The organism is Bradyrhizobium huanghuaihaiense (assembly GCF_007830635.1).
GTDB classification, from domain to species: domain Bacteria; phylum Pseudomonadota; class Alphaproteobacteria; order Rhizobiales; family Xanthobacteraceae; genus Bradyrhizobium; species Bradyrhizobium huanghuaihaiense.
The window spans coordinates 244,199-259,064 of record NZ_VLLA01000003.1 but is presented as its reverse complement, the minus strand read 5'-3'; the positions used below and the strand labels follow the sequence as shown (position 1 = coordinate 259,064).

Genomic DNA, 14,866 nt, shown 5'->3' with positions numbered 1-14,866 from the left:
TTTGGCCGGAGGCTGGGCAGATGCTCGGGCTCACGCGCAACGCCACGTACGAAGCTGCGAAGCGTGGGGACATTCCTGTCACTCGGTTCGGAAAGCTCATGAAGGTCCCGAAGGCCGCTTTCGACCGGATGCTGAAAGAGATCGGCGCGATCTAAGCATTGCTGCCGCGTCGTCACAGTCTCCGACGCAGGCGCAGCCGCCGCGTGGCCGGAAGTACGCCGCGCGCGGCACAGCGCCGCCCCAGGGTGTCCACGACCTGGGGCGGCGCATTCTCTCCGCCAGTAAAGGACCGAGAATGAGTGAACGCCTTCTCAGCCCCTATCGCCGCGCCGGCAAGTTGCTCGGCTTGGTGCGCGAGCTCTCATCCTTTTGTGAACAACACGAGCAGAGCGATCTCGCGGGTGGCCTGTCGTTCGACGAGGTCATCGAAGCCGAGCGTCAACTTGGCGAGGTCGCGAGATGGATGAAGCAGCTCGGATCTCCCCGCGCGCCGAAAGAGCGCGCGGCCGACCACGTACCTGCCATGGAAGAGAGCTTTTGAGCCGACATGACTGCGCGCGTGCACGCTTTCCCGCTGCGGCGCGACCGCCATCTGGTAGCGCGGCTGTCTCGCGAAATGTCCCGTATCGGACCCGATGCGGTCGAGCACTTCCTCCTGGACCGTCTAGGTATGGAGTGGGATCGGCTCGAGGACATCGGCGTCGAGTGCAGCGAGATCGAGGCTGAAATCTACGAATTCGCGGGCGAACTCTGGGCGCGCGCTTTTCCGAACATCAATAATTCGCCGGGGGCGGCATGAACACAAAACGGGATCCGCGCTTCTCGCAGGCCATCGTCAACGCGAAGCCTGTCGTCATTCCAATCAGCGACATCAAGCCGGACGAAATCGCAGCGGAGAACCATCAACTTGAGAGGACCGTCACTCAAGACGGCATCGCCCGAGTGTTTGCTCAACGATATGTCGGGCGCCTCCGCTACTGTTACCACGCCCGCGCCTGGTACTGTTGGTCGGGATCACATTGGCAACGTGATGAGACTGATGTCGCCTTCGAGTTTGTGCGCGTGCTTGCACGAGAGATCACGGAGACAGGTGAGGCGAAGCAGCTCCGCGAGGTGAGAAAGAACGCCTTCGCGAGCGGGGTTGAAAGGTACGCAAAAAGTGACCCGGCCTTTGCCGTCACATCTGCTGCCTGGGATATCGACCGCTACCTTCTCGGCACCCCGAACGGCACAGTAGATCTCAGGAATGGAGCGCTACGACGCAGTCGACCCGAGGAAGGGATCACGAGGATATCGGCAGTCGCGCCGAGCGCGACCGCCGACTGTCCGATCTGGATTGACTTCCTAAATCAAGCGACGAACGGCGACGCGGGGGCAGTTCTCTTTCTGCAGCAGTGGGCGGGCTATTGTCTCACCGGCGACGTGTCAGAGCACGCCTTGGTGTTCTGCTATGGCGACGGAGGCAACGGCAAGGGTGTCTTTCTGAACACGCTGGTCGGCATCATGGGCGCTTACGCGGTCGTCGCACCTGCCGACACATTCACCGCCAGCAACCACGACCGACACCCGACTGAGCTAGCAATGCTCCGGGGTGCACGGTTGGTCGCTGCGAGCGAGACTGAGCACGGTCGCGCCTGGGCGGAGAACCGCATCAAACAGTTGACGGGCGGCGATGCGATCACCGCGCGCTTCATGCGCGGCGACTTCTTCACGTTCGAGCCGGAATTCAAGTTGACGATCATCGGAAATCACCAACCGACGCTCGCCAACGTTGATGCCGCGACCCGGCGCCGCTTCAATATCGTCCCGTTCCTACACAAGCCGACCAAGCCCGATTTGGGACTGACTGAGCGGCTCCGCGGCGAATGGCCGGCAATCCTTCGGTGGATGATCGACGGGTGTCTCGACTGGCAACGCAATCGGCTCACGCGACCGCAGAGCGTAGTCGCTGCCACTGCCGCCTACTTCGAGGATCAAGACCTGTTCGGGCACTGGCTGTCGTCATCCTGTGACGTACAAGTAACCAACGATCGCCTCACGGAGGCGACCGCGAAGCTCTACGCGTCTTGGAAGGCCTTCGCGTCGCAGGCCGGCGAGAAACCCGGCACCGTCAAATCCTTCTCCATGACGATGCAAAAGCGAGGTTTCCAATCCGGCCGTTCAGGCGCGGTCCGCTTCTTTCGCGGGTTGAGGATCAGCCATCACGATGACGGATCAGGTGACAGATGACGGATTGTGACGGGTTCCCTCATTTATCCGGACATTCACGCGCGCGCATAAGAGTTATACGGAAGACCTGTCATTATGCGTCACATTTGTCACTGGACCGCGCACCTACAGGTGCGCGGTCGCAGAGAGCTGTCGAGCAGCGGGTTGAACAAACCGCCGCCAGCGGCGCTGCGACCGATCGCAGGTCTACATCTGAGCCGCTCGCTGGCGGCGGTGCGATGCCTGCCCAGTCTCTCCCCACCGTGACCTGCGAACCCGCACCAGCGAGCTCGGCAACGCAAACACGCCGCAATCTGATGTGGAAAAAAGGTAGAAACTCTATTCCTCTGGAAGGCCATGCGAGCGCGACGGGCCCGGTAAATAAGCGTATCTGGGGTTTCAAAAATCCCAGTTTCGTTTCGCGGTTGGGGAGCCAGTAATGTCAGCGCTTTCCGTCAGTTTCGGTACCGCTTCCCGCCCGAACCGACGCTTGCCTAGGCGCATCCTCGCCATTCTCGCTGAGCACGACGGAATGAGCGCTGCCGAGCTGGCTGCTAGCGTCTACGACGCCCGGCTCGTGACGCGTCGAGGCTGGCACCGGACCGCCCCGCCGCCGCGGTTGTGGGCCACCCGACGAGCCCTGCGGCGGCTCGTCGGGAGCGGCCGTGTCACCGTCATTGGCAGCTATCGGCGGCGCAGGCTCTTCGCGCTAGCCGATCATCCCGCGCTCCCACAGCTCGATTTGGAGGCTACGGAATGAGTTTCGAGGCGTCCGACGAGACGCTGATCACCAAGCTAGAGGTAGTTCTTGGGCTGCTCCGTGCACGCCAGCAGGCCTCGCCCGGGGAGCTCCATACCTTGGAGCTAAAGGAGGCCGCGCACGTCGCGGGCGTATCCGAGAGCCAAATGCGCAGGCTCTGTCAAGCGCACGTCTTTGGACTTCACCCAAATGGTTACGGCCGAAAAAAGAAGAGCAACGCTGACCTCTGGGAGGTCGTTGCTCTGCCATTCCTGATGAGCGTGCCGATACGCAATCTTGCTCGTTTCCGCGAGGTGATACCGCCGAAGGGAAACACCGGCGACGTTGGCCGAGAAGCGCAAGGCGGTGTCTAACGCTCACGTGGAACTAGGAAATGTCGACGGAAACCTTACGACAGGTCGGAGCATTACCGGTCGTGACCATCAGCGAAGCAGCAGCGCACCTGGTTCAGTCCGCTAAGCGAAGCACAGCGGACCAGATTTGCTCAGGTTGAGTTCTTCGCATCTTGACCCGAAGCCGACAATTTGAACTTCTGCCGTGCTGGCAGATGGCCACTCTCTATGATTTGATGACCAAGGCAAAACCGTTGCAGGGGGATTGTCGCCATGAGGCGCCGGGAATTCTTGCAGTTAGCTGGTGGAGCGTCATTTGCTTGGCCATCGCTTGCGCGGGCGCAGCGGCGCGCAACCCCGGCTCTCGTTGCGTTCATAACACCCTTCACAGAAGAAATGGCCACCGAAAGAACACTTGACCTGCGCGCGGGTCTCAAACAAGTCGGGCTTGTCGAGGGTGTTGACTATACTCTCGCACTACGTTTCGCGAACGGGAATTTGTCGCGAATACCTGAGCTTACAAGAGAGCTACTGGAGTTGAAGCCTCGGGTCTTTGTTGTTGTAGCCTCACTGAGCGCGCTAAACACGACCCGCAAGGAAGCGCCGGATATCCCACTGGTCGTTACTGGTCTTGCTGCCGATCCGATCGCAATGGGCTTTGCTGAAAGCTATGCAAGACCAGGTGGAATGATTACGGGCAACACTATGAACGCTGTGGGCGGCGAAGAGGCCCTCACCACAAAACGCATCGGCTTTTTCAAGGAATTAGTGCCGAGCGTTGCGCGCCTCGGGATGATCCACTTCGCGGATAGTGTAACCCCGGTCACTGCCGGAAATCTGGCGCTTTCCGAGCGTAAAGCCTTGCAAAAGGTGTCAGAACATTTTGGCTTCGAGTTTCTGAACTATGAAATCCGGACACTCGATGACTTCGACAGCGCTGTATCGGCGGGACTGCGGGATAACGTCAGCGCATTTTACATTTCGGGCGACCCCAGAATGAACTTCGATATTCCTCGCGTTGTGACATCTCTAACAAAATCTGAAAAGCCGACGTGTGGCGTTTATCCCTTCTGGGCGCAACGCGGATTGTTGATGTCATACTCAAACGATCTTCAAGATATGCTGCGGCGAGCAGGCTTCCAGGTCGCGAAGATCATTCAGGGCGCGAAGCCGGGAGAGCTACCGTTCGAGCAAGCAGTTAAATACACCTTGGTCATCAATATGAAGACTGCAAGGCGGCTCGGGATCACCCCGCCGCCCACGCTATTGGCCGCGACGGATGAACTGGTCGAATAGCGAGCGGATCAGCGTCGGCTGTTGGCCCGAACGCGAAGTTCGGGCGGTGTAGCCGGTTGTCGGCTCTTGGAGGTAGACCAGAAGCAATCGGCCGACCTTCAAGACGGCGTTCTTGACCCGTAGCAGTCATGGTGAATGCGTGCCAACGACTAGCCGGTTGCGGCTGCCCGTGCTGTAATGACGCACAGACGGCCGCACTCATAGCTAATGGAGACGGAAGTGATACAACTTCTTCATGTCGCGTTTGTTGCAATGATGCTGATGTCGCCCACGCTAGCCTTGGCTGGCCCTTTGGAAGATGCCAACGCGGCGGTGGACCGTTGGTCAGCAGCGTATGGCACCAACGATCCAGAGGTGATTGCTAGGACCTATTGTCCGACCGCAATCCTTCTCGGAACTGTCAGCCCGATCATCTCCGAGGGGACGCAAGCGATAATAAAGTATTTCACACCGATAAAAGGAAGTGGGAATACGAATACAATTGAAGAGCGGCGCACGATAACAATCAACGATAACGCCGCCGTGGTCGCCGGTTTCTACACTTTCACTCGTATGGTCGATGGCAAGCCAGTCCCGGGGCCGTCACGCTTCAGCATGCTCGTCACCAAGGAAGGGAATGAATGGTGTATCGCCCATCACCATTCCTCGCCACGCGTGCTTCCGAAGAACTGAAGGATTCGGTTGCACGAACGATCATCAACCGTCGCGTCTTCTTCACTGTTGTCCGGTTATGGCCCAAATCGGACCTTCGCTGAAGTCCGTTATTGAACCGGGTTCAGGGGCATAGCGGACGTACAGCTTCTGGCGGCGATGTTGGCTTGCGAGTAGAGACCGGCGCGCATTTCCGCGCGACGACGAACTTGCCGCGAGCATCGCAAATCTGATCACCTCAGTGCCTGAGCGCGATCGGAGCACAGTCCGCCTCGAAGCAATGATCGCAGCTCGCCCGACTGTCATGGCCTCGCAGTCGAATGCGCCGCCGGGTTGCTTGTGGTATCCGGCGGCGCCGACTTCCCCTTCCTCCAACGCTGGGTGTCTAGGATGCTTGAGAATTTGAACGATCGGCGGGCGCTCCTCGAGCGAGCGCGCACCGAGTTGATCGAGAATGAAAACAGCCTCGCTACGCTTGCGGAAGCCAAGGGCGAAGCCAGTAAGGCAGGCCGCGAGGCCTTCGCTCAATGGAAGGATGATTCCGACTGGCGGACCATGGAAAAGGATCGCCTGACGGTGCTCATCGAGGAGCTGAGCCGCGAAGTAGCGAACGAGGACGCTGCTGAAGCGAGCGCCAGACTCCGCGAGACTTACAAGCGAAGGCGGGCAGCAAACGGTGAGCTAGCCAACCGGATCGTCAACGAGCTTTCACGGATCAATAGTGAAACCCTCGCGTTGCTCCGTGAGATAGCGACTGCAGCGATCGAGGACGTCACAATCAATGCAGCCTTGCCAGATGATCTTGAACCGCTGGTCTCAGCTCACGTGCTCGCACGCGCTCATCCAGGACGAGCACGTCAAGAGTTGAGCTCCAAACGCCTCAGTTTGTGGGTGCGGTCCGACAACGGTGCGGTTGTCGGCGATCCGGATGCGGTCGAAGATGTCGGCAATGGGCGCGGGGTCATCAGGCGCATGGCGCCGCTTCCAAACATCCGGTGTCACAAAGCCTCATTCGAACAGATTTCCTTCCATCCTGCCGAGGCTCCGATACGTCCCATCGCGCTTTGGAAAATGCGATTAGCAGATGCCAAGGGTCCGGGTTTCATCTTCGATGGAAGCGAGCTCACTCATCCAAGTCAGGTACTAGCGGCGCTCGATCGCGCCGCTCAGATCGGCGAACCACGTGATCGACCAATCGAAACGGAAGTTCGTCCTCTCGGACCAGACAAAAGATAGGCTCGCAAATTGGTGAGCCTGCTGAGCCTTCGATAGAAACAGGAGGACCGGATAGAAGCCATAGAGGTTTAACCGGGTCGTCGGCCCTGGTAACGCATCCGCGGGTTGGGTGGAGAGTAATTAACCATCTCTTTACAAATTCTGCGCGGTCGTCGCCGCTAAATGTAAGGTTGCAGCATCTTTTCAGAACCTGCGATCTTTCCATGAGTTATATCGACCGAGTAAAGCCGATCGTCGATCAGACAATCTCTACGCTGGCGTCCGCTGACTTCGAAACAGATCCCATCGCCGGCGAGAAGTATTCCCGACAGACCAGCATCATCAGCTCGGCCTACAAGCGCCATGGCACGATCCTCGAGCGTGCCATGTTGGAGAGCCTTCGCGAAAGCAATCGGCACAAGGTCTGGAGAGAAGATGCTTTCCGCGTTTCGCACGCCGCAGATCAGCTCATCGGGCACCAGGCGGATATGGCCTTGTTGCCGTACGGCGAGAGCATCCGCACGCTCCAAATTGACATGATGGTCTTCGACAGCGCTGACCAAACGCTCCGAGCTTATGAGGTCAAAAGAGGCTTTGGGAAGTTCGACGCCGGCAAGATCCGGTCAATCAGGAGGGATCTGATCGTCACTCAGATGCTGCTCAAGAGTTACGGCGAGCTTGCAGGGTACAAGGCTGAAAGGGCCGAAGCGAAGATTATTTTCTATTATAGCCGGCGCTCGATCCCGAGGCCGTATTCTCTGGTCGGACCCGAGCTTAACGATCACTTCGGTTTTCCGGTCTACGATCTGGTCGAGGAAGCGAATGTCTATTTCAAGCAACAATTGTATGATCTGCTAGACCGAATCTAGTCGAGGGGCGGGAGAAGAGGGGATGCAGAACCGATCGCACGCCGTCATGGCGCAGCGCACCGAGGCGGCGGACAGTCCTGACGACTTTCCGACGCCGCCGTGGGCCACGCGCGGCTTCATGGAGCATGTGCTGGCCGAGTTCGGTCCGTTCAAGAAGCTGAGCTGCCTCGAACCAGCGTGCGGCGCCGGTCACATGGCCAAGGTGCTGAAGGAATACTTTCGCGAGGTGCGCTCCTCCGACGCTTACAAGTACGGCTATGGGTCGGTGAGGAATTATCTCGACGTCCCCTACGAGGCGAATGCCGTGGATTGGGTAATCACCAACCCGCCGTTCAGGTTGGCTGAGGACTTTGTCCAGCGTTCACTCATCGTCGCCAGGGAAGGGGTTGCTGTCCTCGTCCGCACGGTCTTCATCGAGAGCGTCGGCCGATACCGCAATTTGTTCGAGACGACGCCCCCGGCTATCTGCGCTCAATACGCGGAGCGCGTTCCGATGGTGAAGGGGCGGCTAGATCGCAAGGCGTCCACCGCGACTGGATATGCTTGGCTGGTATGGAAAAAATCCGGTTCTCGATCGACGCGGCTGATGTGGATACCGCCATGTCGGAAAGATCTCGAGCGAGATCGCGATTATCCACCAAATAGGTGAGCTTTCGTGGCAATTCCGGACTATCAATCACTGATGCGACCGCTACTGGCTTTTTGCTCCGACGGGAACGAAAAGAACGTGCGAGATGCTATTGAAGCCTTAGCGCAACAGTTGGGCTTGACAGATGAAGAGCGGCTAACTCCCTTGCGGAGTGGGTCGCAGACAGTCTTCTCAAACCGGGTATATTGGGCCCAGGTCTATTTGGTCAAAGCCGCCGCTCTTGAACGTACACGAAGGTCACACTTTCGAATTACCGCGCGCGGCAAGCAGCTACTCGAGCAAAATCCAACGCGGATAGATAATACGGTTCTGCGGCAATTTGCGGAATTCCTGGCGTTTCAGAGACCGCGCGACGCCGGGCCTGCGGCTCCCGAGGAAACCGCGGCCACTAACGTCGACGTGATAGATGCTAGGACAACCCCTGAAGAGCTCATTCAGGAGGCCGAGGCTGAGATATCTGAAGACCTACAAGCTCAGCTCCTTGATCGGATTGCGCAGCAATCGCCAGCATTTTTCGAGAGGCTCGTTGTCGATCTGCTGGTTGCGATGGGGTATGGGGGTTCGAGAGGCCGCGTCGTGCAGCGGTTAGGTAGACCAGGCGACGAAGGCATTGATGGCGTAATCAACGAGGATGCTCTCGGCCTCGGCGTCGTCTACGTTCAAGCAAAGCGTTATGCTGCCGCCAACACAATCGGCCGCGAGCAAATTCAGCAATTCGCTGGTGCGTTAGTTGGGAAAGGTGCGACAAAAGGGGTGTTTGTCACCACGAGCGCCTTTTCTAGAGGAGCTGTAGATTATCCTAGAACAATCCCACACTTACGCATTGTGCTGATCGACGGGCAAGAGCTCGCGAAGCTCATGGTGCAGTACAACGTCGGTGTCCGAATTGAGCGGACGGTCGAGGTCAAGAAGATTGACTTGGACTACTTCGAGCCAGACGAATAATCCTCAGTATAGCGCGCATCACCTTTCAATCGCAAGTATTAGTAGTAAATTTTTCTGTCTAATCTGTGGCTTTTCCATTGGCTTCGCGAGGTCAGCCGCTAGTCTGCTCGTTCAATGAAGATTATCTCGATACGACAGCCCTGGGCGAGCTTGATCATCACCGGCGCGACCGACGTCCAGACCGGCGCGATCGCGCTCAAAGACGTTGAGAACCGCTCCTGGAAGACCTCCTATCGAGGACCGGTGCTCATTCATGCGTCCGAGGGTCCGGACGACATCACGCCGGCCGACATCGAGAGGCGCTTTGCCGTCCGTCTGACGGGCGAGCAGCCGCGCAGCGGCGTCATCGGCATGGTCGAGATTGTCGATTGCGTCCAGCCCCACCCGAGCCGCTGGTACGCGCCTAATCACTTTGCGTTTGTGCTTCGCAACCCGCACCCGCTGACCTTCGTAAAGTGGAGGGGGGCGCTCTCGCTTCGCACCGCGCCGCCCGAGTTGCTGGAGCTCTGTGGACTGCTCATCCCGTGATAGGTATACCGATCCCTTCAGTCGAGATTGCACTCATCTGCAACGCGAGCGAGAGCCTTCATGTTTCCTTTAGTCGGAAAGATGAGGGTCCGCGACACACCGTTGTCATTCTCTAAACGGATTGCTGTCTCTCGTCCCTTGCGTATGGTCCGAACCATGTCGGCTTGAGTGTCGAACTGGATCAAACGATCGCCGATCGCCTTACCAGCCGTAGTCATGATTGGTTCCTTATCGGTCCGCATCTTCACAACGTATGCCGTACCCACTTTGAGAGGTTTCGGATCCTGGGAGCTATCGATCACGGCGATTGACAGGTCTTTTTCGATGCAGCGAACTGCCAGAGCTGTCCCGCCATTTTGATCTAGCACCGCAGCGACGAACGTCCCACCTTTTCCAAAACGGTCTTCGTTGTTGCTCACGATCCAAGACCCCACAATTTGGCGTTCGTCCTTCGCGTGAGCGCAGACGGTCCCAGCGAACAGCATCATCGCTAGAACGGAAACTTGATTGGCCCTCATGTAACCCCCGGCATTGTTTTCGCGCATCATCGTCTTAAACGAAAGCGGATGAGCTTCGCTATACTACGAAATGTGTGATCCGCTACAGATTGTAGTCCTCGACACCTACAAATCGTAGCAGGCGTTTCTGTTGGAGCACTACACTCGTGGCGTTACCCTTCATCGCTGTCGAGGGTGAGAACAAGTACCTGCGCGAGTTCGATCGTGCGGCCTGTCGGGCTCCTACGTCACTCCGTCAAGACCTGGGCGACCCTATGAGTTCTCACGAATTCAGGTCCGTCACGTCGGTCGCAAGGTGCTCGAAATACGATGGTCGAAAGCCGGCGACTTTCAATTGGTCGTCTATGACCCGGGCGGTTGGGAAGAGCTGCTTGATCGGCTCGCGAACATGTTCTGAACGCAGCCGATGCGTCACCCAGGGGGCGCGGACAGCCCACCCCGACTAGCCCCATTCGTTCTCCGGTAGCGACCCGGGCGGTAGCTTCAACTCTTCCAACCCCGCCTCAATGATCGAGATCTCGTCCCCGACGGTCTGAACCGAGGCGGAGGCGTTGATGGCGGTGACCGCCTGAAGCTGGGCCAGCATCCCACGGCGATGCGCCAACAGTCCCTCGAGCGCGCGCCGATTTTTAACTTTGACGTAGCCAGCAACGATCGATTGGAGGGCTCGCGACATAGGTATCCCTATCAGCGGCGTGTGCGGCAAGACGATCTGCGCCCTTTTGCGTCATTCGATACAGCTTGATGTCGTTGCGCGCGAGGATCTCGATCAGTTCATCGCGGAGGAGCGCCAACGCTGTCCGAGGCATGTCGGGAAGCCTTGATGCAGGCGTCCAGTTTTCCAGCTTCAGGTAGCAGAGAAACTGTCGGTGATGCTGTGTGAACGTGTATCTGCGCGGGGCGCAGCCCGCGCTGCTACCTTCTGCAACGCCCTGCTTCAAATGATCTTGCACAATGCTAGCATCATCGCACGACCTTTGTTAATAAACTCGATCGGCACCAAAACGAGCCCTATGCCGGATGTTTACTTGACCAAAGTTTCGCCGCGGCGCGCTCGTTTCGAAGCTCTAACCCGGTTGAGAAACTGAACGCCCACGAACTCACCATTCACCCAGGAGAGTTCGCAGTGTCGGTAAGCCAAGCCCACGGGTGACAAAACGAGGAAGAATTCCTTCTGTCCGATATCTGTCACCGCACCATCAATCACCAGCTTGGCACCCAATTCGGAAACATCGTGAATTCTGCAGGCGCGCTGCCATGTGCCGTCGATCGCCATCAACCGAGCTTCGATTGGCCGTTCGAAAACAACCCGCCTATCAGATCGCTGTTCCGCCTCACTCATGAACCACCCGCGTGGCCTTCAGGCAGTCGCTCAGAGTAATGCCAGAGCGTTGACGGTCTGTGAACGAACAGGTGGGCCGCTGCGAGCACCCAACACGCGCGTCTGGGTGACCCTGTCGGTGATTGCCCTGCGATACCCTACGAGCCATCGGCTCAACGCGCCAAGTTTATCGCGACGGTAAGACCAGCCTATGAGGGCCTGTCCGCCCTGAAACTACGCTCCGGACCGCGGTTCGTGACACGTCCGCCATCAATCGCAGCACTGGGCGGGGTCGCCGGCTGAAGGGCCGGTGACCCCTCGCCGCGAAGGCGCCAATACGCGAAACAAGGGCGACTTCGCGACTGCATCCAGCATCGGCGCGCCCGCCGGCAAGCGCAATGAGATACGATCGTTAGCGTTACTTGGATCGCTTAGTGGTTACTGGTCGCTTCGCTGATGGCCTGCGCGAGGTGATCGCCTCCACCTTCGTCAGCGTCTGTGCAAACTCAGATCGGAGGTGCCGTTCGTGGTTCGGGTCTGTAGGCTCCGAGAGGAATGCAACCTTCACGAGGAAGCGGTTCAGTAGCGATGCTATCGCAAGGTTGTCGGAGTGCTGCGAGCGCAAGGCCGTGAGTTGCCGACGCATCTCGATAAGGTCAAGTTTGCCGCGGTCTGACTGCTGTTTCAAATAGAATGGACCTGCAATCAAACGAAGCCGCCGCGTCGAATATATTGGCGCGACGGCTTCGCATTGGGGACCCGGACCAAGGGCAATGTCCGGCCGTGAGAAGCTAGCGCCCCGCAGCTTTGCTGCAATCAATGTCTCGAATTAAGCTTGATGTCGCAGTTGCGGGTTAATTCTGGAACCCGAATGGAAGAGCGATCAACGTGATCCGTTAGGTCAGTAGCTCACGACCTACGGACCAGCGCTCGCTCCCGCTCGATTTCCTCAGCGTCCTTGTCGTCGATGGTCATAAGCGAGTTCTTGGCGTCGCCATGAACCTTCAGGAGTTCGTCGAGCTTGGCGTGAATGGCTTGCGTGTCGCGGTGTTCGGCGCGCTGGATCACGAGGGTCATTCCCCATGTCGCGAGAGTGGCGGGCGAATGCCACTCTAGGCCATTGCCGAAGACGACCCAAAGCGCGGCATAAGCCAAAAACACCACGAACGCGGCTGGCCGCGCGGCAAGCACGCCGATATTGGTCAACCAGCCTCGGACTTGCTTCATCGCCATGGCAATCAAACGTAGCGCTGCTTTTGTCGGTTCCACGAACTTCTACAGCTCGCGATCCATTGCTGGATGGCTGCGGTTCTTCACTTTGATCCAGTGCTTCTGCCGGCCACCCCGGTATGGCCTATCGCGATGCTTTGAAACCAGACCCTCGAGGCCCATGCGACAGGCGGCCTGGAATAGGTCCGGGCCTATTTCGCCAAGCTCAAATGGCGCTACGAACATGCCTTCTGGGTGACCGCGCAGTAGGCGCGCGAGGTTGGTTTTTGCGCATCGAGAGCGGCAGGGGTCGCAGGTCCTCGCCGCCTAGCATCAGGATGTCAAAGGCGTAGAGCTGCACCTCGTCGTCGTGATTACGAGAGTGCAGTGTGTTGAAGTCGGCGACACCGTCGACGCCCAGCACGACAGCCTCGCCGTCGATGACGAAGTTCTGCTCGCGGTTCTTGAGCGCGGCCTGGAGGATCCAGGGGTAGCAGTCGGTCCAGTTGTGGCCGTTGCGGGTGAGCAGCCGAACGGACTTGCCCTTGCGCTCGACGCGCAGCCGGTAACCGTCATATTTGATTTCGTGGAGCCAGTCGGGGCCGTCAGGCACGGCCTTGGCGGCCGTCGGCAGGCAGAACTCGAATGCGTTTAACATGCGGAGCAGATAGTCATCCGCCCGCGAATATGCCAATCTAGCAGTCGGCTTTTTGAGCGTCGGGATTGCAGCGAGGCACCGATGACAAATGCATTGCCATACCTTGGAATTGCGGTCTGCTGCTCAGTCGCGGTGTGGTTGGTAAGTCTTATGCTGTGGCCAGCTTAAGAACACTACTTCGTCGGCTTTCGAGACCAACCCACTTTCGTGACGATGAATAGTTCACTGAACGTCGGCTCCTCCTCGACGTTCTGCTCGTGCAGATGGTCAAGGACCTGAGCTAGGTCGCGCATGTCGAGAGGCTCGCCGCAGATCGTGCAGCGGATGAAGTGCTCGGGCTCATCCTGCGCGTGGCCGATCGGCTTGCCTTCGATAGCCATCACGCGACGCCGCGCAGCGGGAGGGTCAGCTGCACGTTAAACGGCCGGGTCGAGTTGGCGTGGATGAAGTCCTGCAGGGCCGGAGAGACCTCGGCGTCGGTATTGGCGGCTCGCTCCGCCAGCGCGTCGGCGATGGCCGAGGTCGCATCGCGCGACCAGCCCTCGATCGGATTGAAGCACACAATCCGAAGCGGATAGGCATATTGGCCGGACAGAATGTCCTGCAGGACGGTCTCAAGATCCGTGTCAGCTTCGTCGGTCTCTCGCCAGGCGCAGCCGGCGCGGGCACCGAAATCTTCGAGCACCAGGTAGATGTCGCGGTCTAGGCGATCGGCCGGCACGATCGAGGGCGAGGAACGCATACGCACACTCCGATACTACTGAGGTCGGAGAGACGGCCCCGGCTGCAGGGGGGGGCTTTTTGAGGTGGGCCGGGGCCGCTCCGCCAGTCTCGGCGGCGAGCCTGGCGGGACTGATAATCTGATCAGGAGACCTTCGTTCCTGAATAGCGCGGCAGACCGCGACATCGCTGCAATCGAGGCGGGTCTGCAGGCGATGTCGAGCCCCACTGGCGGCTATCCGAGACAGGCGGCCTCGAAACAAAGCGGGCCCGGTGTGCCTAGGATCCCGGGCCCATAACCTCAGTAACTTCATGGCGGCGCCGCTCGGCTATGCTCCGCTTTTTACGAGAGAATCGATCAGGCCCACTGCGAAACATCAGGCGTCGCCGGGCTTTTCGGCGTGGATGTGCAGAACGTAAAGCGTGTTCTGTAATTCGTCGGTGACTTCCATCCGCCATTCCCGACCGGGCGCCAGCCTACCGTCCAGGCCTTGCAACATCTGACCAGCAGTCACGGTCGCTTCCTTCCATGCAGCATCCTTGTCGGGGAGTTCCTCTCCTTGCTCGTCGATATGCTTATGTTCGTGAGTGACGTGGAAAAAATAGCGCGGCATGGCGGTAAAATGCTGCTCCGGAAAATTCGTTCCACCGCCAGACAGGCGGCGTTATTTCGCGAGCAGGTCTTCGCCGGGGGCGAGCAGCTTCACATAGGTGCCGCTCTCGTGGAGCATCAGCCAGCCTTCGTCGACGGCGTAGGCGAGGCCGGCGCCGAACTCACTGGCGCGGCCCTTGAGCGTGAACAGAAACGGCGCGTTGATCTTCTCAATATGGATGCGTCCATCGACCGGCTCGATGCCCGCGACGATTTCGACCAACTTGCGGGCCGCAACTTCAGGGTCGGAAAAAGAGCGTTCGGTCGCAAGTTTCATGGCTGCAGATGATACGTCGTTATGAGCGGTAATTCATCCGGCTTGGCATGATCTGTAG

Annotated in this window: 21 protein-coding genes; 12 read left to right on the top strand and 9 right to left on the bottom strand. The window is 58.6% G+C overall.

The window, feature by feature from the left end; all coding sequences use genetic code 11:
* Positions 1 to 20 precede the first annotated feature (20 nt).
* The 12 genes from IQ16_RS46470 (at position 21) to IQ16_RS08900 (ending at position 9,453) form a co-directional block, all read left to right on the top strand.
* Entirely contained in the window at positions 21 to 155 is a 135-nt protein-coding gene (locus IQ16_RS46470) for a MerR family transcriptional regulator (RefSeq protein WP_244635605.1), read from the top strand.
* 140 nt (positions 156 to 295) lie between these two features.
* The gene (locus IQ16_RS08950) at positions 296 to 541 is read left to right on the top strand and encodes a hypothetical protein (protein WP_145831393.1); all 246 of its coding nucleotides are present in this window, start codon (positions 296 to 298) and stop codon (positions 539 to 541) included.
* A 6-nt stretch (positions 542 to 547) separates the two neighbouring features.
* On the top strand, positions 548 to 799 hold the full coding sequence (locus IQ16_RS08945; protein ID WP_145831392.1) for a DUF6074 family protein: 252 nt from the start codon (positions 548 to 550) through the stop codon (positions 797 to 799).
* Positions 796 to 2,229 (top strand): phage/plasmid primase, P4 family, encoded by a 1,434-nt coding sequence (locus IQ16_RS08940; protein ID WP_145831391.1) that lies wholly within the window; start codon positions 796 to 798, stop codon positions 2,227 to 2,229. Before IQ16_RS08945 ends, IQ16_RS08940 begins: the two co-directional genes overlap by 4 nt.
* A gap of 735 nt (positions 2,230 to 2,964) precedes the next feature.
* Positions 2,965 to 3,321, top strand: a complete 357-nt coding sequence (locus tag IQ16_RS08935; RefSeq protein ID WP_145831390.1) for a hypothetical protein — start codon at positions 2,965 to 2,967, stop codon at positions 3,319 to 3,321.
* A gap of 252 nt (positions 3,322 to 3,573) precedes the next feature.
* Positions 3,574 to 4,596 carry an ABC transporter substrate-binding protein gene (locus IQ16_RS08930; RefSeq protein WP_145831389.1) on the top strand — a complete coding sequence of 341 codons (1,023 nt, stop codon included), beginning with the start codon at positions 3,574 to 3,576 and terminating at the stop codon, positions 4,594 to 4,596.
* Between the two features lie 219 nt (positions 4,597 to 4,815).
* The gene (locus IQ16_RS08925) at positions 4,816 to 5,268 is read left to right on the top strand and encodes an SgcJ/EcaC family oxidoreductase (protein WP_158646917.1); all 453 of its coding nucleotides are present in this window, start codon (positions 4,816 to 4,818) and stop codon (positions 5,266 to 5,268) included.
* A gap of 369 nt (positions 5,269 to 5,637) precedes the next feature.
* The gene (locus IQ16_RS08920) at positions 5,638 to 6,483 is read left to right on the top strand and encodes a hypothetical protein (protein ID WP_145831387.1); all 846 of its coding nucleotides are present in this window, start codon (positions 5,638 to 5,640) and stop codon (positions 6,481 to 6,483) included.
* A 203-nt stretch (positions 6,484 to 6,686) separates the two neighbouring features.
* A complete protein-coding gene (locus tag IQ16_RS08915; RefSeq protein ID WP_145831386.1) occupies positions 6,687 to 7,331 on the top strand; it encodes a hypothetical protein in 645 nt (214 codons plus the stop codon).
* A gap of 22 nt (positions 7,332 to 7,353) precedes the next feature.
* Positions 7,354 to 7,980 (top strand): SAM-dependent methyltransferase, encoded by a 627-nt coding sequence (locus IQ16_RS08910; protein ID WP_145831385.1) that lies wholly within the window; start codon positions 7,354 to 7,356, stop codon positions 7,978 to 7,980.
* Between the two features lie 6 nt (positions 7,981 to 7,986).
* Complete coding sequence (locus tag IQ16_RS08905) at positions 7,987 to 8,925, top strand: restriction endonuclease (protein ID WP_244635603.1); 939 nt, start codon at positions 7,987 to 7,989, stop codon at positions 8,923 to 8,925.
* A gap of 114 nt (positions 8,926 to 9,039) precedes the next feature.
* Positions 9,040 to 9,453, top strand: a complete 414-nt coding sequence (locus tag IQ16_RS08900; RefSeq protein ID WP_145831384.1) for an ASCH domain-containing protein — start codon at positions 9,040 to 9,042, stop codon at positions 9,451 to 9,453.
* A gap of 17 nt (positions 9,454 to 9,470) precedes the next feature.
* Here IQ16_RS08900 and IQ16_RS08895 read toward each other — a convergent pair whose 3' ends face one another.
* The 9 genes from IQ16_RS08895 to IQ16_RS08850 form a co-directional block, all read right to left on the bottom strand.
* The gene (locus IQ16_RS08895) at positions 9,471 to 10,001 is read right to left on the bottom strand and encodes a hypothetical protein (protein WP_145831383.1); all 531 of its coding nucleotides are present in this window, start codon (positions 9,999 to 10,001) and stop codon (positions 9,471 to 9,473) included.
* 412 nt (positions 10,002 to 10,413) lie between these two features.
* On the bottom strand, positions 10,414 to 10,647 hold the full coding sequence (locus tag IQ16_RS08890) for a hypothetical protein (protein WP_145831382.1): 234 nt from the start codon (positions 10,645 to 10,647) through the stop codon (positions 10,414 to 10,416).
* Positions 10,648 to 10,995: 348 nt separating this feature from the next.
* Positions 10,996 to 11,247, bottom strand: a complete 252-nt coding sequence (locus tag IQ16_RS08885) for a PilZ domain-containing protein (protein ID WP_244635599.1) — start codon at positions 11,245 to 11,247, stop codon at positions 10,996 to 10,998.
* A 954-nt stretch (positions 11,248 to 12,201) separates the two neighbouring features.
* Entirely contained in the window at positions 12,202 to 12,561 is a 360-nt protein-coding gene (locus IQ16_RS08875) for a low affinity iron permease family protein (RefSeq protein ID WP_347340197.1), read from the bottom strand.
* Between the two features lie 166 nt (positions 12,562 to 12,727).
* Entirely contained in the window at positions 12,728 to 13,159 is a 432-nt protein-coding gene (locus IQ16_RS08870) for an ATP-dependent DNA ligase (RefSeq protein WP_244635597.1), read from the bottom strand.
* Between the two features lie 173 nt (positions 13,160 to 13,332).
* Positions 13,333 to 13,539 (bottom strand): hypothetical protein, encoded by a 207-nt coding sequence (locus tag IQ16_RS08865; protein WP_167526313.1) that lies wholly within the window; start codon positions 13,537 to 13,539, stop codon positions 13,333 to 13,335.
* Positions 13,539 to 13,901, bottom strand: coding sequence for a hypothetical protein (locus IQ16_RS08860; protein ID WP_145831378.1), 363 nt, complete (start codon positions 13,899 to 13,901; stop codon positions 13,539 to 13,541). Before IQ16_RS08860 ends, IQ16_RS08865 begins: the two co-directional genes overlap by 1 nt.
* Positions 13,902 to 14,256: 355 nt before the next feature.
* On the bottom strand, positions 14,257 to 14,493 hold the full coding sequence (locus IQ16_RS08855) for a DUF6894 family protein (protein WP_145831377.1): 237 nt from the start codon (positions 14,491 to 14,493) through the stop codon (positions 14,257 to 14,259).
* A 51-nt stretch (positions 14,494 to 14,544) separates the two neighbouring features.
* Complete coding sequence (locus IQ16_RS08850) at positions 14,545 to 14,808, bottom strand: hypothetical protein (RefSeq protein ID WP_145831376.1); 264 nt, start codon at positions 14,806 to 14,808, stop codon at positions 14,545 to 14,547.
* Positions 14,809 to 14,866 lie beyond the last annotated feature (58 nt).